17 protein-coding genes and 1 pseudogene are annotated in these 20,490 nt (G+C 71.3%); 15 read left to right on the top strand and 3 right to left on the bottom strand.

The window, feature by feature from the left end:
• The coding region (locus tag ACWD0J_RS38020; protein ID WP_451500442.1) for a (Fe-S)-binding protein at nucleotides 1-1,611 on the top strand (1,611 nt) is incomplete at its 5' end.
• Nucleotides 1,608-3,047, top strand: coding sequence for an NAD-dependent succinate-semialdehyde dehydrogenase (locus tag ACWD0J_RS38015; RefSeq protein ID WP_451500441.1), 1,440 nt, complete (start codon nucleotides 1,608-1,610; stop codon nucleotides 3,045-3,047). The genes ACWD0J_RS38020 and ACWD0J_RS38015, both read left to right, overlap by 4 nt.
• Nucleotides 3,048-3,340: 293 nt before the next feature.
• Here ACWD0J_RS38015 and ACWD0J_RS38010 read toward each other — a convergent pair whose 3' ends face one another.
• A complete protein-coding gene (locus ACWD0J_RS38010) occupies nucleotides 3,341-4,084 on the bottom strand; it encodes an IclR family transcriptional regulator (protein ID WP_451500440.1) in 744 nt (247 codons plus the stop codon).
• Nucleotides 4,085-4,500: 416 nt separating this feature from the next.
• On the opposite strand from ACWD0J_RS38010, the gene ACWD0J_RS38005 reads away from it, so the two are divergent.
• Complete coding sequence (locus ACWD0J_RS38005; RefSeq protein WP_451500439.1) at nucleotides 4,501-5,691, top strand: aminotransferase class V-fold PLP-dependent enzyme; 1,191 nt, start codon at nucleotides 4,501-4,503, stop codon at nucleotides 5,689-5,691.
• A 103-nt stretch (nucleotides 5,692-5,794) separates the two neighbouring features.
• Here the strand turns inward: ACWD0J_RS38005 and ACWD0J_RS38000 are convergent, their stop codons facing one another.
• Nucleotides 5,795-6,541: an IclR family transcriptional regulator gene (locus tag ACWD0J_RS38000; RefSeq protein WP_451500438.1), complete on the bottom strand. Its 747-nt coding sequence runs from the start codon at nucleotides 6,539-6,541 to the stop codon at nucleotides 5,795-5,797.
• A gap of 259 nt (nucleotides 6,542-6,800) precedes the next feature.
• On the opposite strand from ACWD0J_RS38000, the gene solA reads away from it, so the two are divergent.
• The 12 genes from solA to ACWD0J_RS37940 all read left to right on the top strand — a co-directional run bounded on the left by solA (nucleotide 6,801) and on the right by ACWD0J_RS37940 (nucleotide 19,886).
• A complete protein-coding gene (gene solA / locus ACWD0J_RS37995) occupies nucleotides 6,801-7,934 on the top strand; it encodes an N-methyl-L-tryptophan oxidase (protein ID WP_451500437.1) in 1,134 nt (377 codons plus the stop codon).
• Nucleotides 7,935-7,939: 5 nt separating this feature from the next.
• Nucleotides 7,940-8,923: a succinylglutamate desuccinylase/aspartoacylase family protein gene (locus ACWD0J_RS37990; RefSeq protein ID WP_451500436.1), complete on the top strand. Its 984-nt coding sequence runs from the start codon at nucleotides 7,940-7,942 to the stop codon at nucleotides 8,921-8,923.
• Nucleotides 8,924-9,048: 125 nt separating this feature from the next.
• Entirely contained in the window at nucleotides 9,049-10,122 is a 1,074-nt protein-coding gene (locus tag ACWD0J_RS37985; RefSeq protein WP_451500435.1) for an ABC transporter substrate-binding protein, read from the top strand.
• Nucleotides 10,115-11,251: an ABC transporter ATP-binding protein gene (locus tag ACWD0J_RS37980; RefSeq protein WP_451500434.1), complete on the top strand. Its 1,137-nt coding sequence runs from the start codon at nucleotides 10,115-10,117 to the stop codon at nucleotides 11,249-11,251. The genes ACWD0J_RS37985 and ACWD0J_RS37980 overlap by 8 nt, the downstream gene beginning before the upstream one ends.
• A gap of 3 nt (nucleotides 11,252-11,254) precedes the next feature.
• A complete protein-coding gene (locus ACWD0J_RS37975; protein WP_451500433.1) occupies nucleotides 11,255-12,196 on the top strand; it encodes an ABC transporter permease in 942 nt (313 codons plus the stop codon).
• Nucleotides 12,193-13,062 (top strand): ABC transporter permease, encoded by an 870-nt coding sequence (locus ACWD0J_RS37970; protein WP_451500432.1) that lies wholly within the window; start codon nucleotides 12,193-12,195, stop codon nucleotides 13,060-13,062. Before ACWD0J_RS37975 ends, ACWD0J_RS37970 begins: the two co-directional genes overlap by 4 nt.
• Nucleotides 13,059-14,450: an aminotransferase class III-fold pyridoxal phosphate-dependent enzyme gene (locus tag ACWD0J_RS37965; RefSeq protein WP_451500431.1), complete on the top strand. Its 1,392-nt coding sequence runs from the start codon at nucleotides 13,059-13,061 to the stop codon at nucleotides 14,448-14,450. The genes ACWD0J_RS37970 and ACWD0J_RS37965 overlap by 4 nt, the downstream gene beginning before the upstream one ends.
• 48 nt (nucleotides 14,451-14,498) lie before the next feature.
• Nucleotides 14,499-15,452: a succinylglutamate desuccinylase/aspartoacylase family protein gene (locus ACWD0J_RS37960; RefSeq protein WP_451500430.1), complete on the top strand. Its 954-nt coding sequence runs from the start codon at nucleotides 14,499-14,501 to the stop codon at nucleotides 15,450-15,452.
• Nucleotides 15,449-16,903 carry an aldehyde dehydrogenase family protein gene (locus ACWD0J_RS37955; protein ID WP_451500429.1) on the top strand — a complete coding sequence of 485 codons (1,455 nt, stop codon included), beginning with the start codon at nucleotides 15,449-15,451 and terminating at the stop codon, nucleotides 16,901-16,903. The genes ACWD0J_RS37960 and ACWD0J_RS37955 overlap by 4 nt, the downstream gene beginning before the upstream one ends.
• Nucleotides 16,900-17,838 (top strand): aldo/keto reductase, encoded by a 939-nt coding sequence (locus ACWD0J_RS37950; RefSeq protein WP_451500428.1) that lies wholly within the window; start codon nucleotides 16,900-16,902, stop codon nucleotides 17,836-17,838. The genes ACWD0J_RS37955 and ACWD0J_RS37950 overlap by 4 nt, the downstream gene beginning before the upstream one ends.
• A gap of 49 nt (nucleotides 17,839-17,887) precedes the next feature.
• Nucleotides 17,888-18,553 (top strand): haloacid dehalogenase type II, encoded by a 666-nt coding sequence (locus ACWD0J_RS37945; RefSeq protein WP_451500427.1) that lies wholly within the window; start codon nucleotides 17,888-17,890, stop codon nucleotides 18,551-18,553.
• 49 nt (nucleotides 18,554-18,602) lie between these two features.
• Entirely contained in the window at nucleotides 18,603-19,886 is a 1,284-nt protein-coding gene (locus ACWD0J_RS37940) for an NAD(P)/FAD-dependent oxidoreductase (protein WP_451500426.1), read from the top strand.
• 356 nt (nucleotides 19,887-20,242) lie between these two features.
• Here ACWD0J_RS37940 and ACWD0J_RS37935 read toward each other — a convergent pair.
• Nucleotides 20,243-20,490 (bottom strand): annotated as a pseudogene (locus ACWD0J_RS37935) (MFS transporter); the annotation flags it as partial.

Here is a 20,490-nt window from a genome sequence, read left to right as displayed (position 1 = left end):
GACCGGGGCGACCGCACCGACCGCACCGACCGTCCCGCCGCGGGCCGTTCCTTCGAGCGCCGTGACGACCGTGGCGGGTTCCTCGGCGAGGCGGCGGCCCTGGTCGTCGAGCACGGCGGGACGCTGTCCGGGGAGCACGGTGACGGGCGGGCCCGTGGTGAGCTGCTGGAGGTCATGTACAGCCACCGGATGATCCGGGCGTTCGCCGCCTTCAAGCAGGCCTTCGACCCCGAGGGCCTGCTGAATCCCGGTGTCATCGTGGCCCCGGCCCCTCTGGATGCCGACCTCGCCCTGCACACACGGGAAGTGCTGCCCGTCAGCACGCTCTTCAGCTTCCCGCACGACGAGGACGGCTTCGAAGGCGCTGTGCGCCGGTGCGTCGGCGTCGGCCGCTGCCGCAGCGACGCGGGGGGCGTGATGTGTCCGAGCTACCGGGCCACGGGGGAGGAGAACGACTCGACCCGGGGCCGGGCCCGCCTGCTCCAGGAGATGGTGCGGGGGGAGACGGTTCAGGACGGCTGGCGCTCGACCGAGGTCCGCGACGCCCTGGACCTGTGCCTGTCCTGCAAGGCGTGCTCCAGCGACTGCCCGGTCGGCGTCGACATGGCCACGTACAAGGCGGAGTTCCTGCACCAGCACTACAAGGGCCGCCTGCGGCCCCGCTCCCACTACTCGCTGGGCTGGCTGCCCCTGACCTCCGCCCTCGCCGGATACGCGGCCCGGCCCGTCAACGCGCTGCTGCGCGGGCCGGTCGGCAGACTGCTGGCCCGGCTGGGAGGCGTGACCACCGAGCGCACGATCCCGGCCTTCGCCTCCCGCCGCGCTCTGCGCAGGACCCTGCGCGCGACGAAGACCGGCGAACCGGCGAGGGCCCTGCTCTTCGTCGACAGTTTCACCCGCGCCTTCCGCCCCCGGGTGGCGGGTGCCGCGAGCCGCGTCCTCGCCGACGCCGGTATTCCCACCACCGCGCAGGACGGCCTGTGCTGCGGCCTGACCTGGGTCAGCACAGGACAGCTGTCCGTGGCCCGCACGATCATGGCCCGCACGGTCGCCCACCTGGACAACGGCGATGACCGGCCGATCATCGTGGCCGAGCCCAGCTGCGCCGCCGCCCTCAAGCGCGACGTGCCCGAACTGCTCGGCACCGAGGCCGCCCGGCGCGTCGCGGACCGTGTCCAGACGTTCACCGGGGCTCTGACCGACCTCGCCGCTCCGGGCTGGACCCCGCCGCCGCTGCCGGAGAACGTCGTGCTCCAGACCCACTGCCACGAGTACGCCACCTTCCAGGGCCGCCGCCCCGCCGACCTGCTGCGCCGGCTCGGCGTAGGAAAGGTCGACGAGGCCGAGGGCTGCTGCGGACTCGCCGGGAACTTCGGCTTCGAGGCAGAGCACTACGACACCTCGATGGCCGTCGCCGACCTGGCCCTCAAACCCCGCCTCGACGGCATCGACGAGGCGGCACGAGACGACCGACGCACCGTCGTCGTGGCCGACGGCTTCAGCTGCGCCACCCAGATCGACCACCTCAGCGGTGACCGTGACATCCGCGCCCTGCACCTCGCGGAACTCCTCGACCCCGCCGCCGATCAACACCCTACGGAGACCTCATGACCGACACACCCACGCAGTTGTTCATCGGCGGCGCCTGGGTGGACGCCGCGGACGGCGCCACCATGCCCGTGGACGACCCCGCGACCGGCGAGATCATCGCGCACGTCGCGGACGCGGGAGCGAAGGACGCCCGGCTCGCGGAGGACGCCGCCGTCCAGGCGCAGGCTGAGTGGGCGCGCACGGCTCCGCGGGCGCGCAGCGAGATCCTGCGCCGCGCGTACGAGATCATCCTCGACCGCACCGACGAGCTCGCCCACCTCATGACGGCCGAGATGGGCAAGCCCCTGGCCGAGGCCAGGGGAGAGGTGGCGTACGCGGCGGAGTTCTTCCGGTGGTTCTCGGAGGAGGCCGTGCGCATCGACGGCGGCGGCGGCATTCTGCCGGACGGGCGCAACCGCATGCTGCTCTCCCGCCGTCCGGTCGGACCCTGCTTGCTGATCACCCCGTGGAACTTCCCGCTGGCCATGGGCACCCGCAAGATCGGCCCGGCGGTCGCCGCGGGCTGCACGATGATCCTCAAGCCGGCCCCGCAGACGCCTCTCTCCAGTCTGGCTCTCGCCGCGATCCTCAAGGAGGCCGGGCTGCCGGACGGCGTGCTGAACGTCGTCACCACCTCCCGCCCGGGGGAGGTGTGCGAACCGCTGCTGCGCGGCGGGAGGGTTCGCAAACTGTCCTTCACCGGCTCCACGGCGGTCGGGCGGCTGCTGCTGGCCCAATGCGCGGACACGGTCGTGCGGACCTCGATGGAGCTGGGCGGCAACGCCCCGTTCATCGTCTTCGAGGACGCCGACCTGGAGACGGCCGTGGACGGCGCGATGCTCGCCAAGATGCGCAACATGGGGGAGGCGTGCACCGCCGCGAACCGCTTCTTCGTCCACCGGTCGGTGGCGGCGGAGTTCGCGCAGCGCCTCGCCCGGCGCATGGGGTCGCTCGTCGTGGGTCCCGGCACCCGGGACGGGGTCGACGTCGGCCCGCTGATCGACCTCGCCGGACGCGCCAAGGTCGAGGACCTGGTGGCCGACGCGGTGGAGCGCGGCGCCCGGGTGCTCGTCGGCGGTCGTGTGCCCGAAGGGCCGGGCTGCTTCTACCCGCCGACCGTGCTCACCGACGTCGACCCCGGCAGCCGCCTGATGGACACGGAGATCTTCGGCCCGGTCGCCGCGATCCTCACCTTCGACGACGAGGACGAGGTGCTCCGCCGGGCCAACGACACCCCCTGGGGCCTCGTCGGCTACGTCTTCACCGAGGGCCTGAGCCGGGCGCTTCGCGTCAGCGAACGCCTGGAGGTCGGCATGGTCGGCCTGAACACCGGCCTCGTCTCCAACCCCGCCGCACCCTTCGGCGGCGTCAAGCAGTCCGGCCTCGGCCGCGAGGGCGGCAGAGTCGGAATCGACGAGTTCCTGGAGTACCAGTACCTCGCGGTGCCGGTGCGATGACGGCGGTGGTCCTGCCCTGACCTGCGCCCCCTCGCGCACCGCGCGGGCCGCCCCGTGCCCGGTCCTTCCTTCCTGACCGGGCACGGGGCAGACGGCCTTGCTCCTCCCGCTCCACAGGTCAGGTGTCCCTGGCCGACGCCCCCGGTGCCGGCCAGGGGCTTCGCCATGGCCCGTCCAGTGAGGACTCAAGGAGCACCAGTCCCTCGGCGCCTCCCTCACGCGGCACCGAGCGCGGCACCGAGCGCGGCACCGCCCCGCGCAGCCAGGGGCGCGCAGGGAAGCCGGAGCCGCGGTCAGGCCAGGTGGCGGGCGGTGATCTCCGCCGCGGTGTCGGCGACCAGCCGGCCCAGCTCGGGCAGCCGGTCCTGAGCGAAGCGGGAGTCGGGCAGGGAGACGGCCACCGCCGCGAGCGGCGTGCCGTCGCCGTCCACGACGGGCGCGGCGATGGCGCAGACACCGGGCAGGTACTGGTTGCGGTTCACGGCGTAGCCGTCGCTGCGGACGCGCCGCAGTTCGGCGCGGAGTTCCGCGGGGTCGGTGGGGGTGGAGTCGCTGTAGCTCTCCAGTCCACGGGTGACGATGTCGTCGATGTCCGCCGCCGGAAGATGCGCGAGGACGGCGTGCCCGGTGGCGGTGGCGTGCAGGGGTGAGATGTCGCCGATGGCGTGGAAGGTGCGTACCGCCTGGTCGCAGTCCACGCGGTCGACGACGACCATGTACTGAGGTGCGTCCGGGACGGAGAGGTGGATGGTCTCGTTCACCGTGTCGCGGAGGCGGACCATGGGTTCGCGGGCGGCGGCGTAGAGGCTGGATCCCTGGAGGGCGGCGGGGCGTACGGCCAGGACGCGGGCGCCGACCTCCCAGCGGGTGGTGTCCTTGCGGTTGGCGCGCAGCCAGCCGGCTTCGGCCAGGGAGACCAGGGTGCGCTGCACGGTCGACTTGGGCAGTCCGAACAGCTTGGTCAGTTCCCCCACGGTCACCGGCTGGTGCTGCGCGACCGCCTCCAGCATGCGCAACGACCTGGTCAGGCTCTTCATTTCCATCCGGTTCCCCCCGGCCGGTCCTCGGAATATCCGGACGACACCTCTTGACTCCCTCCCAAACGACTGCCATTCTCGTGCCAGATTCTAGCATATCATTCCACAATGTGGCACAGTGAAGCCCGCAGCGGCACGACGGCCGAGTCGAGAACGCCGGCGTCGCCTACCCAGGCGTTCCTCGGCACCATGTACCTCGCGGTGCCACTGCGATGACGGCGGTCATGCCCTGACCGCGCCGTCCGCGCACCGCGCGGGGCCGCCCCGCGTCCGGCCTCCCCCCGGCCGGGCGCGGGGCTCGGGCCGGCTGCGCGGCCACTGTGGCCCCGCCGCTGTGACCCCACCACTCGACCCACCACTTGACCCGCCGCTGTGACCCGTCACTGTGACAATGTCCAAGACATGGAGGTGCCCTCATGGGCAGCACTGATCCCGTCGGCGACGACTTCTGGGAACGCGTTCGTGCGGCCTATCCGGAGCAGCGCCCGTTGCTGAACCTGAACAACGCGGCCGTGAGCCCGCCGCCGTTGGTCGTGGAACAGGCGGCGATCGACGCCTACCGGTCCGTCAGCCACAACCCCGACGTCACCATGTGGCAGAAGCTCGATCCCGCGCTCCCCGACGTCAAGGCGCAGCTGGCGCGGCTGATCGACTGCGAGCCGGACGAGATCGCGCTCAACCGCAACTCCACCGAGGGACTGTGCACGGCGATCTTCGGTATTCCGCTGTCGGCGGGCGACCAGGTCGTGGTGTCGGCGTGGGACTACCCGAGCGTGCTCGCGGCCTGGTCGCAGCGGCAGGAACGCGAGGGGATCGAGGTGGTGACGGCCGACTTCGACCTGATGGACAGCGACGACGACGTCGTGGCGGCGTACACCGCGGCCCTCACCTCGCGTACCCGGGTGCTCCAGCTGACCCACATGTACCACTGGACCGGGCGGGTCGTGCCGGCCGGGAAGCTGTGCCGGCTGGCGAGGGAGAACGGCACCCTCACGGTCGTCGACGGTGCCCAGATCTTCGCGCAGCAGCCGGTCAGCTTCCGCGAGCTCGGTTGCGACTACTACGTGACCAGCCTGCACAAATGGATGGGCGCGCCGGTGGGCAACGGCATGCTCGTGGTCAGGCGGGACCGGATCGACGACACCTGGCCTCTGCTGGCCCCCTTCGACCCGCCGCCGCTGCGCGTCGACAAGTTCGACCACTGGAACCTCGGTACGTACAACTCGGCGCTTCAGGCGGGGATCGCGCCGGCCGCACGGCTCCACCGGGAGATCGGCGTCCAGAGGATCCACGCGAGGCTGCGGGAGCTGACCCGCCACTGGGTGGATCTCGCCCGGGACATCCCCGGATTCCGGCTGCACACCCCGCTCGACACCGAGAACCTGGGCGCGGTCACCCTGTTCTCGATCGACGGCCTGGACAACAGGGCCGTGGAGCGGGAGCTGAGAGAGACCCACCAGATCCATACGAAGTACCGCGAGGTACGGCATCTGCGAGGGCTCCGCGTGTCACCGGGCGTCTACATGCGCAAGGACGAGCTCGACCGCTTCGTCGCGGCGCTCTCAGAGGTGGTCGGGAAGGGGTACGCGGCGCGCGGGCTCCGCTGACCCCCTTGCCGGCCGATGGCCCCGACGCCTGGCGGGACGCCCGTCGCGGCGCGGCTGCCTGGCCCCGTGCTCCGGGGCCAGGCAGCCCGTCCCCGTCCCCGTCTCAGGTGCCGAGGCGGCGCGCCGCGATGTCCGCCGCCGTGTCAGCGACGAGGCGGCCCCACTTGGGCAGCCGGTCCGGGTCGTACCGGGAGGCGGGCATCGACACCGCCACCGCCGCGAGCGGCGTGCCGTCCTCGTCCAGGATGGCCGCGGCCACCGCGCACACGTCCGGCCGGTACTGGTTGAGATTCACCGAGTAGCCGTCCGTCCGTACGCGGTCCAGCTCGGCCCGCAGCGCGGCGGAATCGGCCGGCGTGGAGTCGCTGAAGCGCTCCAGTCCGCGGTCGATGAGTTCGTCGACGTCCGCTCGCGGCAGACGCGCGAGGATCGCCCGCCCCGTGGCGGTGGCGTGCAGGGGCGAGGTGTCGCCGATGCCGTAGAACGTCCGTACCGCCTGGTCGCAGTCCACGCGGTCGACCACCACCATGCACTGCAACGCGTCCGGGACGGAGAGGTGGATGGTCTCGTTCACCGTGTCGCGGAGGCGGACCATGGGTTCGCGGGCGGCGGCGTAGAGGCTGGATCCCTGGAGGGCGGCGGGGCGTACGGCCAGGACGCGGGCGCCGATCTCCCAGCGGGTGGTGTCCTTGCGGTTGGCGCGCAGCCAGCCGGCTTCGGCCAGGGAGACCAGGGTGCGCTGCACGGTCGACTTGGGCAGTCCGAACAGCTTGGTCAGTTCCCCCACGGTCACCGGCTGGTGCTGCGCGACCGCCTCCAGGATGCGCAACGACCTGGTCACACTTTTCATTTCCATCCGGTTTCCCCCTGTTAATCCTGAAAATATCCGGCCGACACCCTCTTGACTCCCTTCTGGGTGGCTGTCATTCTCGTGCCAGATTCTAGCACATCGTTCCACAATGTGGCACAGGCTCACGAGAGGCCGAAGCCCCCTTCCCCGGACAGTGCAGGCGTGGCCCTCGACCCGTCGCCGCAGTCCCCTCCGGAATCCGAGAGTCCGCATACCGGGCGTTCAGCATCCACGCCCCGGGAGACGAAAGGAACCCCTTGTGTCTGCCAAGAAGCGCGTCGCCGTCGTAGGCGCCGGAACGATGGGCAGTCAGGCCGCCTGGCGGCTGGCCGCCCGTGGAGCCGAGGTCGTCGGGTACGACCGCTTCGCCCCCGGCCACGACCGCAGCGCGGCCGGCGGGGAGACCCGGATCTTCCGCAGCGCGCACTTCGAGGACTCCCGGTACGTCCCGCTGCTCCAGCACGCCGACGCCCTGTGGGAACAGCTCCAGCAGGACACCGGCCGCGAGCTGCGCCGCCTGACCGGCTGCCTGCTGATGGGGCCCACCGAGCACCACCAGATGGCCACCGTCCTGCAGTCCATCGCCGAGCACGGCCTCGACCACGAGGTGCTCGACGCCGAGGCGCTCGCCAAGCGCTTCCCGCAGTTCCGCATCGAGGACGGCGACGCGGCCGTACTCGACCGCCGCGCCGGCTTCATCCGGCCCGAGCTGACGATCCAGACCGCCGCCCGGCGGGCGGAGGAGCTGGGCGCCCGCATCCACCGCTACACCACGGTCCGCGAGATCGTGCCCAGCGGCAGCGGCGTGGAGGTCCGCACCGACGCCGGCAGCGAACACTTCGACGCGGCCGTGGTCAGCCCCGGCCCGTGGGTGAACGACCTGCTGCCGGACCTGCCGTGGGAGGTGGACATCCGCCGGCTGGTCAGCGCGTGGTACGTGCCCGCCACCGACGCCTGGTTCGGCGCGGAGCGCCCGGCGTTCATCCGCACCGCGCCCACGCACTGCTACGGCCTGCCCTCCCCGGACGGCGTCTCCGTCAAGCTCGGCCTGTCCCGCGCCCTGCACCGGCCCGCGGGCGACCCGAACCAGCTGGACCGGACCGTGCAGCCGGAGGAACTGGAGATCTTCACCGAGCTGATCGGCCGCCACATGCCGGACCTCGACCCCGACCCGGTCCGGCTCTCCGTCTACATGGAGGGCTACACCGAGAGCAGCCGCCCGCTGGTCGGCCCGCTGCCCGGCAACGACAACGTCGTGCTCCTGGCGGGCTTCTCCGGCCACGGCTTCAAACTCTCGCCCGCGTTCGGCGACATCGCGGCCGACCTCGCGCTGGACGGCACCTCACCCCAGCCCATCGACTTCGTCTCCACCCTGAACCGAGCGGACGCGTGACGACCATGACGCAGCACCTGACCGTCGGCGCTCTGAGTGCCGAGCCCGGCGCCAAGGCCCGTGGCACCGTCCCCGTCGACCTCGGCACCCTCACCGTGGACATTCCCCTGGCCCTGGTCAACGGAGCCCACCCCGGCCCACGGGTCGTCATCACCGCGGGTGTGCACGGCGGCGAGTTCAGCGGCATCGACGCGGCCACGCGGCTCGCCGCGCTGCTGGACCCCGGCGAGGTGCACGGGCAGGTCGTCGTCTGTCCGGTCGCCAACCCCCCGGCCGTCTACCAGGGCCGGCTCGGCGTCTCCCCGCTCGACGGCGTCAACATCAACCGCGTCTTCCCCGGTGACCCGGACGGCAGCCCGACCGAGCGGCTGGCCGCCTGGCTCTTCGCGCACCTGCTGGACGGCGCGGACGCGTACCTCGACCTCCACTCCGGCGGCATCGACGAGGTCCTCAGGAACTTCGTCGGCTACCGCCTCACCGGCGACCCCGAACTCGACGCGAGGACCGCGGACATGGCCGGCGCCCTCGGCATCGAGGACGTCATCCTCGGCCTGAACGCCGACGGCGGCAACAGCCACGCCGCCGCCGTCCGCCAGGGCATCCCGGCGATCCTCGTCGAGACCGGCCAGCTCGGCGAACGCGACGCCGAGACCGCCCGGAGCCTGGTCGTCGGCCTGTACGGGGTACTGAGCAGGCTCGGCGTCCTCGACACCGAGGCCCAGAACACGACGACCCCGCGCGAGTGGCTCTGGGCCGCCGGAGTCACCGCCGAGGCCACCGGCCTGTGGTACCCCTCGTTCGCCGTCGGTGACGACGTGACCGAGGGCCAGGTCATCGGCCACGTCGTCGACCCGGTCGACGGCCAGGAGCACAAGGTCCACACCCCCGCCACGGGACGGATCTTCTACGGCATGCGCGGCCTGACCGTCACCCCCGGCGCCGAACTCGCCGCCATCGCCGCACCCGCCCCCCGGGACCCCGGCCACTGAAGACCCCCACCCCCCCAGCAACGCCCCAGAAGAACGAGTCTTCACCAGCACGAACTCCCCCTTCGTCTCTCATCCCGTACCGCACCCAGGAGGCCCTCGTGAAAGATGTCCGGATAGACCGCAGAATGTTCCTGCGCTCAGCCGGCGGCGTCGCCGCAGGCATCGCCGCCGCCACGACGCTCAGCGCGTGCGGCACCGGCAACAGCCGGTCCGTCGGCGGCGGGAAGAGCTCCAGGACGCTCGTCGTGCGCGACACCGGCGGCACCTACGGCGAGGCCAACCAGAAGGCCATCTACGAGCCGTTCACCAAGGAGACCGGCATCCAGGTCAAGGTGGTGAACATCGGCTACGCGCAGATGCTCGCCCAGATCAAGCAGGGCCGCCCGCAGTTCGACGTCATCGACGACTCGATGGCCGACTACGTCCTGTTCAAGAAGGAGGACGCCACCGAGGACCTCGACTTCGACCGGCTGAAGAACTTCAAGAACGCCGGCGTGGCCAAGAGCCTGGTGACCTCCAACGCGGTCGGCAAGAACTACTGGTCCAGCGTGATGGCGTACCGAACGGACGCATTCGGTGGGAAGAAACCTTCCTCCTGGGCCGACTTCTGGGACACCGGGTCGTTCAAGGGCAACCGTGCCCTCCAGGCGCTCGACGCCGACTACCCGGAGCTGGAGTTCGCCCTCCTCGCCGACGGCGTGGCGCTGGACCAGCTCTACCCCCTCGACGTGGACCGCGCCTTCCGGGTCCTCGACGAGATCAAGGGCTCCGTCCGGAAGTTCTGGGACACCGGCGCACTGCCGGGCGTGCTGCTGGGCCGCAAGGAGGTCGTGGCCTCCAGCGTCTGGCACGGCCGCCTCGACGCGCTGATCAAGGGCGGCGCACCGCTCGCCTACCAGTGGAACGGCGCCCGCCGGCAGAGCAACGGCTGGGGCATCCCCAAGGGCGCCGCCAACACCGACGCCGCCTACCAGCTCATCGACTTCTCGCTGCGGCCCGAGGTGCAGGCGAACTACGCCGAGATCTACCCCATGGCCCCCGTGGTGCCCGCCGCCTACAAGAAGCTCTCGGCGGCCACCGCCGCGAACCTCGCCAGCTCCCCCGGGCACCTGGAGTCCGGCTTCGACCTGGACGTCGAGTGGTGGATCACCAACCAGGACGCCGTGTCCAAGCGCTGGCAGGAGTGGACGCATGCCTGAGACCGACGTCATGACCGAGCTGTCCCCGGCCTCTCCGGCGAGCCTGTCGGGTTCCGGGAAACCACTGTCCGTGACCGCGCTGCGCAAGACGTACGGCGGAGTGACGGCCGTCGACGAGGTCTCCATGGAGATCGCGGCGGGTGAGTTCGTCACGTTCCTGGGGTCCTCCGGCTCCGGGAAGACCACGACCCTGATGATGATCGCCGGGTTCTGCGAGCCCGACTCCGGCAGCATCGTCGTCGGCGGCCGGGACGTGACCCGGCTGGCCCCGCAGAAGCGCGGTCTGGGCTTCGTCTTCCAGCAGTACCTGCTCTTCCCGCACATGACGGTGTGGGAGAACGTGGCCTTCCCGCTGCAACTGCGCGGTGTGCCCAAGGAGGAACTGCGGCGCCGGGTCGGCGAGACGCTGGAGATGGCCGGGCTGTCCGCCATGGCCCGCCGCCGCCCGCGCGAACTGTCCGGCGGCCAGCAGCAGCGCGTCGCCCTGTGCCGGGCCCTGGTCTACCGGCCGCCGGTGATCCTCATGGACGAGCCGCTCGGCGCCCTCGACAAGAAGCTGCGCGACCAGCTCCAGACCGAGATCAAGCGCATCCAGCGCGAACTCGGCCTGACCGTCATCTACGTGACCCACGACCAGGAAGAGGCCCTGGTGCTCTCCGACCGGATCGCGGTGATGCGGGACGGCAGGATCGACCAGTTCGACACCCCCCGGGAGCTCTTCGAGCGTCCCCGCACCCCGTTCGTCGCCGACTTCCTGGGTGCGGCCAACTTCCTTCCAGGCCGCCTGGAGGAGCAGACGGCGGACCAGACCCTCGTCCGGCTCGACACCGGCGGTCTGCTGAAGGCCCGCCCGCAGGCCGTCCCGGACGGCGCGCGGGTACGGGCCGCGGTCCAGCCCGGCCGGCTCGCCCTCGGTGCGCCGGACGACGGGTTCTGTACCGGGACCGTGGAGACGGTCACCTACGTCGGCACCCTCGTGCGGGTCACCGTCCGTCCGCTCGGCGGCGCGCACACCGACCTCGTACGGCTGGAACTGCCCGCCGGACGCGCGCCGGTCATCGGGGAGCAGGTCAGCCTGACCGCCGCCCCTGGCGACGTCAGCGTGTTCGCGGCGGAAGCGGGCGGGTGACCCATGGCCGGATCCCTCCTCGCCCCCGCGCCCGCGGCGCCGGGCCCCGCGACCCCCGCCGTCCCCAAGGGACGCATGCACCGCCTGCGCCGGGCGCTGTCCGAGCGCCGCACCCGCTTCGGGCTGCTCAACGCCACACCCGTCGTCGTCTACCTGCTGGTGCTGTTCGTCTACCCGATCTTCAGCACCCTCCTCCTCAGCCTCAAGAGCGAGGACGGCGGCTGGACACTGCACTGGTACGCCGACGCGCTCCAGGGTTCCCATCTGGAGATCCTCTTCACCACCCTGCGGATCTCGGCCGAGACCTCACTGCTCGCGCTGGTCATCGGCTTCCTGCTGGCCGCCGCGATATCCCGGCTCAAGCCGCTGTGGGCGGGACTGGTGATGGTCGTCGTCGTCGTGCCGCACTTCATCAGTGCGCTGGTACGCACCTACGGCTGGATCATCCTGCTCGGTGACAACGGCGTGGTGAACAACGTCCTGACCGACCTCAGCGTCCCCGGCGCTCCGTTCCAGTTGCTCTACAACGAGCTCGGGGTCGTCATCGGCACCACCTCCGTGATGCTGCCGTACACCGTCCTGCTGCTCTACGCGGTGATGCGCGGCATCGACCGGCGGCTGCTGGCCGCCGCGGCCAGCATGGGCGCGGGACGGATCACCATCTTCCGCCGGGTCTACCTGCCCATGGTCGCTCCGGGCCTGGTCAACGCGGGCATCCTGTGCTTCATCCTCTGCCTCGGCTACTACCTCACGCCCGCCCTGATGGGCGGCGAGAAGCAGACGATGGTGGCCTCGCTCATCAGCGAGCAGGTCATGAAGCAGAACCAGTGGAACGGCGCGGCCGCGCTCGGCATCATCCTGCTGCTCCTCACCTTCGCCGGGCTGCTCCTGCTGCGGCTGACCAAGGTTCTGAGCGAGGCCGCGAAGAATCGGGGTACGTCATGATCGCGCTGCGCTCGACACTGGCCGGACGCATCACCCTCACCGTCCTGTCCACACTGATCCTGCTGTTCCTGGCGCTGCCGATCGTCCTCATCGTCGTCACCTCCTTCGGCAAGGACGCCTTCGGCTCCTTCCCGCCGGACGCCTGGACACTGGGCTGGTACAAGCAGCTCTTCGCCGACGGCAGCAAGTGGCCGGCCGCGCTCTCGCTGAGCGCCCTGGTCGCCGCGATGACCACGGTCTTCTCGCTCGTCCTGGGCATGACCGCGGCGACCGCGCTGGTCCGCAGCGAACTGCCGCTGCGCTCGGCGGTCTACGGCCTGGTCCTGGCCCCCCTGGTGATCCCCCAGGTCGTCATCGCCCTCGGCATGTTCCTCCTGTTCGAGCCCGCCTCCATGCTCGGCAGCCCGGTCGCCATCGCGCTGGGCCACACCGTGCTCGCCGCACCGATCGCCGTGATGATCCTCATGGCCACACTGAAGGGCATCGACGAACGGCTGGAGGACGCCGCCGCCAGCATGGGGGCGAGCCGCCTCACCGTGGCCCGGCGCATCACGTTCCCCCTGGCCATGCCCGGAATGATCGCCGCCGCGATCTTCTCCTTCATCACCAGCTTCGACGAGTTCTTCATCTCGCAGTTCCTGTCCTCCGTGGACACCGTGACCCTCCCGGTCCAGGTGTTCAACGTCCTCCAGTACAACGTCGACCCGTCGGTGACCGCCGTCAGCGCGATCCTCATCGCGGTCGCCGTCGTGGCCCTCGCCCTGGTCGGCCTGGTGCGCCGGCTCAGCGGCTCCGGCAAGCAGGACGGCCTGCTGCCCACAGAACCCGGACTGGGCCTCCCCGCCGGAAGTGAGACCGCATCATGACCACCAGCACCCGCACCCCGGCCGGTGAACTGTCCGCGACGGCGGCCAGACACCTGCTCCTGAACATGACCCCCAACGGCTCACTCGGCGCCGACGGCGAGAACCTCCTCGTCGTCCAGCGCGGCGAGGGCCCCTACGTCGACGACGCCGACGGCAAGCGCTACATCGACGGTCTCTCCGGCCTGTACTGCTGCCAGCTCGGCTACTCCTACGCCCCCGAGTTCGCGGAGGCGGCGGACAAGCAGCTGCGCGAGCTGTGTTTCAGCCCGCTGTGGTCCTCCTCCGCGCACCCGACGGCCATCGAACTGGCCGAGCGGCTGGCCCGGATCGCCCCAGCGGACATCGAGCACACCTTCTTCTCCGGCGGCGGGGCGGAGGCGGTGGAGACCGCCTGGAAGATCGCCCGCCGCTACCACGCCCTGCGCGGCGAGGAAGGCCGCACCAAGGCGATCTCCCGTCGCGGCGCCTACCACGGGCTGACCATCGGTGCCCTGTCGCTCACCGACGACCCCGGACTGCGCGAGCCGTACGGCCCCGGCGCGATCGACACGACGTTCGTCGCCAACACCAACCGCTTCGGACTGGCCCCCGGGTACGTCGACGACGAGGTGTTCACCGCCCGGCTGCTCGCCGAGCTGGAGGCCGCGATCCTGGCCGAGGGCCCGGACACGATCGCCATGCTGATCGCCGAGCCGGTACAGAACCGCGGCGGTTGCATCACCCCGCCCGCCGGGTACTGGCCGGGCCTGCGCACCCTGGCCGACCGGTACGGCTTCCTGCTCGTCGCCGACGAGGTGATCACCGCCTTCGGACGGCTGGGGGAGTGGTTCGGCGGCGACCGCTACGGCGCCCGCCCGGACATGGTCACCGTCGCCAAGGGCATCACCGCCGGATACGCCCCGATGGGCGCGACCCTGGTCAGCAACCAGGTCACCGAGGTCATCAACCGGCCCGGCGCGGTCCTCAACCACGGCTACACCTTCGCCGGCCACCCGCTGAGCGCGGCCATCGCCCTGCGCAGCCTGGAGATCATGGAGCGGGACCTGATCCTGGAGAACGTCCGCGGCCTCCAGGACCACCTGGCGGGACGGATGGCGTCCCTCGGGGACCTGCCGATCGTCGGCGACGCCCGCGGCGCCGGCTTCTTCTACGCCCTGGAACTCGTCGGCGACCTCGACAACGGCGGCTTCAGCGACACCGCCAGGGCCGACCTGATCACCGACCTGATCCCGCGCCGGCTGCGCGAGGCCGGGCTGCTCGCCCGCGTCTACAACCGTGCCGCCCCGCTGGTGCAGATCGCGCCCCCGCTGATCAGCGACCGCCCGCTCCTCGACCGTATCGCCGACATCCTCGCCAACACCCTCGACGAGGCGTCCGCCCGCCTGTGATCCACGCGTGGGTCCCGGTGACCCGCGCTTTCGAAAGGAACCACCCCCATGTACTCCATCGGTCCGCTGACCGTCGCCCCCGGCGAACGCGCCCAGGGCCTGATCCCGGTCGGCACCAGCAGCTACGGCGTGGAACTCGGCATCCCGTTGATCGTCGTCAACGGCATCGAAGACGGCCCGGTGCTGTGCGTGGACGCGGGCGTGCACGGCGACGAGTACGACGGCCAGGAGGCCATCCGCCGTGTCCTCGCCGAGGCCGACCCGGCCACCCTGCGCGGCACGCTCGTCGGCATCCCCTGCATGAACACCCCCGCCTTCGAGGCAGCCGCCCGCACCAGCGGCCTGGACCACCTGAACCTCAACCGGATCTTCCCGGGAGACGCGGACGGCTCGTACTCCCTGCGCCTGGCCGCCACCTTCGTCGAGCAGGTCGTGCCGGCCATCGACGCCCTGGTGGACCTGCACACCGGCGGCACCTTCGGCGAGATCGCACCCCTCGTCATCCTCCAGGGCGGTTACGAGGAGCTGGCCACGGACCTGGCTCTCGCGTCCGGTCACGAGCTGGTCTGGAAGGGCGGCAAGTGGGGCGGCACGGTCCGCCACCCCACCCTGGCGGCCGGCAAGCCCGCGATCACCATCGAGGCGGGCGGCGGCACCTACCGGGAGTCCAACGTCGGCCTGCACATCGACTCGATCCGCAACATCATGCGCCGGCTCGGCATGACCGACGGCGAGGCGGAACTGCGCGACAGCTACACGGCCGTCTCCGGCACCTTCGCCCGCTCGGCCGCCGGCGGCTTCTTCCTCGGGCACGCCGAGCCGGGGGAGACCTGCAAGGAAGGCGACCTGATCGCCCACATCGTCGACCACTACGGCAACACGCTGGAGGAGGTCCGCGCCCCGCAGGACGGCATCGTGCTGTGGGTGCGCCGGATCCGCACGGTCCGCCCGGGTGACGAGGTCGTCATCTTCGGCGAGGTGCAGGGGGAGATCCGGCCATGAGTGACGACACCCAGCTGCTCCTCGTCGACGGCAAGCAGGTGCCGGCCGCCGACGGCCGCGTCTTCAGTGTCCTGGACCCGTCGGACGGCACGGCCATCGCCCAGGTGGCGCTGGCCGGCAAGGCGGACGTGGACCAGGCGGTGGCGGCGGCGCGCGCGGCCTTCACCTCGCCCGAGTGGGCCCGGATGCGCGCTGCCGACCGGGGCCGGGTGCTCCACCGCATCGCGGAGGCGATCCGCTACCAGGGCGAGCGGCTGGCGCGCCTGGAGAGCCAGGACGTCGGCAAGCCGCTCGCCCAGGCGAAGGCCGATGTCGAGGCCGCCGCCCGCTACTTCGAGTTCTACGCGGGGATCGCCGACAAGCTCGGCGGCGCGACCATCCCCCTCGGGCCCGGTCTGATCGACTACACCGTCCGCGAGCCGATCGGTGTGTCCGGCCAGATCATCCCGTTCAACTACCCGCTGCAGAACACCGCGAGGGGCTCGGCCCCGGCGCTGGCCGCCGGCTGCACGGTGGTGCTCAAGCCCTCCCCGGAGGCACCGCTCACCCCGCTGGAGATCGGCCGGATCGCCCTGGAGTGCGGGCTGCCGCCGGGCGTGCTGAACGTCGTCCCCGGCGACGGCGAGACCGGCGCGGCGCTGGCCGGGCACCCGGGCATCGACCAGGTCACCTTCACGGGCTCGGTGCCGACCGGCATCAAGGTCGCCCAGGCGGCCGCGGCCAACGTGGTGCCCTCGGTGACCGAGCTGGGCGGCAAGTCGCCGTTCGTCGTCTTCGCCGACGCCGACTTCGACCTGGCACTCACCGCGATCCTGGGTGCCTCGTTCAGCAACGCGGGACAGATGTGCTCCGCCGGGACGCGCCTGCTGCTCCAGCGCGGCGCCGAGACGTTCCTGGACCGGCTGGTGGAGAAGATCGCCGCCCTGCGCGTCGGCCCCGGCCTGAGCGACTCGGACATCGGCCCGCTCGTCGCCGCCCGGCAGCGCGACCGGGTGCTGGGCTACCTGGACCTGGCCCGGGAGGAGGGCGCGACGGTCCGCGCCGGCGGCGGTGCGCCGTCCGACCCGGCCCTGGCCGACGGCTACTTCATCGAGCCGACCGTCCTGACCGGCCTGACCAACCAGGCGCGTTGCGCCCGCGAGGAGATCTTCGGCCCGGTCGTCACCGTCATCGACTTCGACGACGCGGACGAGGCCCTGGACATCGCCAACGACAGCCCCTACGGCCTGTCCTCTTATGTCTGGACCCGCGACATCGACACGGCGATGCGCCTGGCCGAAGGCATCCGGGCCGGCCAGGTCTACGTCAACGCCACCGGTGTCGGCACCGGCGTCGAGCTCCCCTTCGGCGGCTACAAGCACAGCGGCTGGGGCCGGGAGAAGGGCCTCGAAGCGCTGGCGAGCTACACGCAGACCAAGAACGTCTGCATCGGATTCGGGAGCCGGCCATGAGATACCGCACCCTCGGCGAACGCGGGCCGGCCGTCTCGGTGGTCGGCGTCGGCGGGAACAACTTCGGCTCCCGCCTGGACGAGGACGGGACGAAGGCCGTCGTCCACGCCGCCCTCGACGCCGGGATCACCCTGTTCGACACCGCCGACATGTACGGCGGGTTCGGGGAGGCGGGCGGCACGCGCGGTGACGGCGAACGACTCCTCGGCGCCGCCCTCAAGGGCCACCGCGACGACGTCGTCCTCGCCACCAAGTTCGGCATGGACATGGGCCGGGAGGCCGACCTGTACGGCCCGCGAGGCGCCCGCGGCTACATCCGGCACGCCGTCGAGGCCTCCCTGCGCCGGCTCGGCACCGACCGGATCGACCTGTACCAGTACCACGAGCCGGACGGCGTCACCCCGCTCGACGAGACGATCGCCGCCCTGCGGGAACTGGTCGACGAGGGCAAGATCGGCCACATCGGCTGCTCCAACCTCCCGGCCGAGAACATGTCCGAGGCGTTCGTCAGCACCCAGGCCCGGTACCACCTGCTCGACCGCAGCGTGGAGGACGACCTGATCCCGGCCTGTCTGGAACACGGGCTCGGTCTGCTGCCGTACTACCCGCTGGCCAACGGGCTGCTCAGCGGCAAGTACCGGCGCGGCGAGCAGCCCCCGCCCGGCAGCCGCCTGTCCTGGCGGCAGGGCTGGCTCACCGACGCCGCCCTCGACCGCGTCGAGGCGCTCACCGAGTACGGCGCCGAACGCGGCCTGACCCTCCTTCAGGTCGCGGTGGGCGGACTGGCGGCCCTGCCCGCCGTCGGCTCCGTCATCTGCGGCGCCATGACCCCCGCACAGGTCACCGCCAACGCGGCGGCGGCCGACTGGATACCCGACGCGGCCGACCTGGCCGCCCTCGACGCGATCGTCACCCCCGGCGGGCGGATCGTCTGACCCGCAGCTCCACTCCCTCTGCAAGAACCGGAAACCGAGGTTGAACACCATGCGAGAGATCGTCACCTTCGACGCCTACGGCACTTTGGTCGACTTCCAGCTCGGCCCCACCACCCTCAAGGTCCTCTCCGACCGGCTGGACCTGGACAACCTGGACGTCGACGAGTTCCTCGACGACTTCCGCGTCATGCGCTTCCAGGCCGTCCTGGAGGCCTACCGCCCCTACCACGAGATCCTGCACTCCAGCCTGCGGATGGCCATGCGCCTGCACGGCCTGGAATACCGCACCTCCGACGGCGACGCCCTCGTCGAGGCCGTCCCCACCTTCGGCCCCTTCCCGGAGGTCCCGGACGCCCTGCGCGCCCTGAAGACCAAGTACGAGATCGCCATCATCACCAACAGCGACGACAACCTGATCGCACGCAACGTCGAGAACATCGGCGTGGAGTTCGACCACGTCATCACCGCCCAGCAGGCCCGCGCCTACAAGCCCGACCGGCAGACCTTCGAGCACGCCTTCAAGACCATGGGCGTCGAGCCGTCGCAGGTCATCCACACCGCCCAGGGCTGGGAGTACGACCACATCCCCACCCGCGACCTCGGCCTGAAGCGCCGGGTGTGGATCAACCGGTACGGCCGCCCCGGCAGCGCCGACTACCAGCCCTACGACGAGCTGCCCGACCTGTCGGGCCTGCCGAAGCTGCTCGGCTGCTGACCCGCGGCGACACGGCGACACAGGACAGAGAACACAGAGGACGCACGCCATGAAGCAGATCCCCTACTGGCTCGACACCGCTCCCGCCCTGCCCGACCGGTCCGGAAAGGACCTGCCCGACCAGGCGGACGTGGTGGTCGTCGGCGGCGGCCTCACCGGCCTGTCCACCGCCTACCACGCCGCCCGCAAGGGCGCCCATGTCGTCCTGGTCGAGAAGGACAAGGTCGGCTCGGGCGCCTCCGGGCGCAACGGCAGCATGTGCACCCAGGGCCTCACCATCGGAGTCGGCGAGGCCCGCAAGCGCTACGGCCAGGAGCGCGCCCGCGAGCTGTACGACTCCTTCCGCGAGGCCGTCGACGTCGTCGAGGAACTCACGCGCACCGAGAAGATCGACTGCGACTTCAACCGCTCAGGACGCCTCGGCGTGGCCTTCAAGCCCCAGCACTTCGAGTCGATGAGGGCCACCCAGCGCGACCTGGCCGAGAACTTCGACCACCACACCACGCTGCTCTCCCCCCGTGAGCTGAAGTCGGAGCTGGGCTCGGACTACTACCACGGCGCCCTGCTCGACCCGCTCAGCGCCGCCCTGCACGTGGGCAAGTACGTCCACGGCCTGGCGGAAGCCGCCGAGCGCGCCGGCGCGCAGATCCACGAGCGGAACGCGGCCACCGGCCTCACCCGCCTCCCCGGCGGCGGCTTCCTGGTCGAGACCCTCAACGGCACGATCCGCGCCAAGCAGGTCATGGCCGCGACCGACGCCTACACCGACAAGGCACTGCCGTGGTTCCGCAAGCGGCTGATCAACGTCGGCAGCTTCATCATCGTCACCGAGCCGCTGGGTGAGGCGCGTGCCAAGGAGCTGATCCCCAACGCCCGTCTGGTGGTCGACTCCAAGAACATCGGCCACTATCTCCGCCTCACCCCCGACAACCGCCTCGCCTTCGGCGGGCGGGCCCGCTTCGCGCCGTCCAACCCGGCCTCCGACGTCAAGAGCGGAGACATCCTCAAACGGGAGATGACGGAGATCTTCCCGCAGCTGGCGGGCGTGCGGGTCGACTACGTGTGGGGCGGCATGGTCGGCTTCTCCTGGGACCGTCTCCCGCACGCGGGCGAGGCCAACGGCCTGTACTACTCCATGGGGTACTGCGGCCACGGCGTCCAGATGGCCACCTACATGGGCCGCGCCGTCGCCGAGATGATGGACGGCAAGCCGGAGGCCAACCCCCTGCGCGGCCTCGGCTTCCCCAAGGTCCCCGTCCCCTTCTACAACGGCACCCCCTGGTTCCTGCCGTTCGGCGGCGCCTACTACAAGGCCAAGGACCGACTGCGCTGAGCCGCCGCCGCCGACAGCGGCGGCACCCCGGGGGCTTTCCGCGACGTGGTCGCGGGAAGCCCCCCGCCGTTTCGGGCGGCGACATCAACCTGCCGCCGATGCAGGCCCATTCGTCCGTCATGCCTGCCATGACCTCGGGCCGCAGCACGCCGGCGAGGGCATCGGCAGGCTGACGACCTCGGGGATCACCGGGTTGACCTTGCCGGGGCCGGGACACCGCTGGTGCGGGCCTATCCACGACTGCCTGATCACTGAGCGGCTGTCACCCGGCTGCGTCGTCCCCTTGGTCCAGCCGGACGTAGGTCATGGCCTGCGGCATCGCAGGACCCCGACGGGCAGGTTCGCCCGGAGGGTCGTCAGCGTGCCGCGTCCGCGTCCCGGGTCCGGTCCGGGTGGCGCGGCACCAGGGCCACCGCCAGGGCCGGGACCACGGCGAGGACGAGCCAGGGAACGGCGGCCGGGAGCCCCAGGTCGAGCAGGGAACCGGTGGCCGCGCTGCCGATGAGGACGATCAGGCCGGAGACGGAGGAGAGCGCGCCGATGTAGAGGCCGATCCGGCCGTCTTCGGCGAGGTCGGGCACCCATGCGCGGGCGGCCGGGACGA

Source organism: Streptomyces sp. NPDC003011 (genome assembly GCF_053591515.1).
The sequence above is the reverse complement of the archived record's forward strand: the minus strand, read 5'-3'. Positions and strand labels throughout refer to the sequence as shown.

Bases quoted from the DNA above. Each gene is read 5' to 3' on its own strand.
- ACWD0J_RS37955 (WP_451500429.1), top strand. From the start codon at position 15,449: ATGAGTGACGACACCCAGCTGCTCCTCGTCGACGGCAAGCAGGTGCCG.
- ACWD0J_RS37960 (WP_451500430.1), top strand. From the start codon at position 14,499: ATGTACTCCATCGGTCCGCTGACCGTCGCCCCCGGCGAACGCGCCCAG.
- ACWD0J_RS37990 (WP_451500436.1), top strand. From the start codon at position 7,940: ATGACGCAGCACCTGACCGTCGGCGCTCTGAGTGCCGAGCCCGGCGCC.
- ACWD0J_RS37970 (WP_451500432.1), top strand. From the start codon at position 12,193: ATGATCGCGCTGCGCTCGACACTGGCCGGACGCATCACCCTCACCGTC.
- ACWD0J_RS38015 (WP_451500441.1), top strand. From the start codon at position 1,608: ATGACCGACACACCCACGCAGTTGTTCATCGGCGGCGCCTGGGTGGAC.
- ACWD0J_RS37975 (WP_451500433.1), top strand. From the start codon at position 11,255: ATGGCCGGATCCCTCCTCGCCCCCGCGCCCGCGGCGCCGGGCCCCGCG.
- ACWD0J_RS37965 (WP_451500431.1), top strand. From the start codon at position 13,059: ATGACCACCAGCACCCGCACCCCGGCCGGTGAACTGTCCGCGACGGCG.
- ACWD0J_RS37940 (WP_451500426.1), top strand. From the start codon at position 18,603: ATGAAGCAGATCCCCTACTGGCTCGACACCGCTCCCGCCCTGCCCGAC.
- ACWD0J_RS37980 (WP_451500434.1), top strand. From the start codon at position 10,115: ATGCCTGAGACCGACGTCATGACCGAGCTGTCCCCGGCCTCTCCGGCG.
- ACWD0J_RS38005 (WP_451500439.1), top strand. From the start codon at position 4,501: ATGGGCAGCACTGATCCCGTCGGCGACGACTTCTGGGAACGCGTTCGT.
- ACWD0J_RS37945 (WP_451500427.1), top strand. From the start codon at position 17,888: ATGCGAGAGATCGTCACCTTCGACGCCTACGGCACTTTGGTCGACTTC.
- ACWD0J_RS38010 (WP_451500440.1), bottom strand. From the start codon at position 4,084: ATGAAGAGCCTGACCAGGTCGTTGCGCATGCTGGAGGCGGTCGCGCAG.
- ACWD0J_RS37985 (WP_451500435.1), top strand. From the start codon at position 9,049: ATGTTCCTGCGCTCAGCCGGCGGCGTCGCCGCAGGCATCGCCGCCGCC.
- ACWD0J_RS38000 (WP_451500438.1), bottom strand. From the start codon at position 6,541: ATGAAAAGTGTGACCAGGTCGTTGCGCATCCTGGAGGCGGTCGCGCAG.
- ACWD0J_RS37950 (WP_451500428.1), top strand. From the start codon at position 16,900: ATGAGATACCGCACCCTCGGCGAACGCGGGCCGGCCGTCTCGGTGGTC.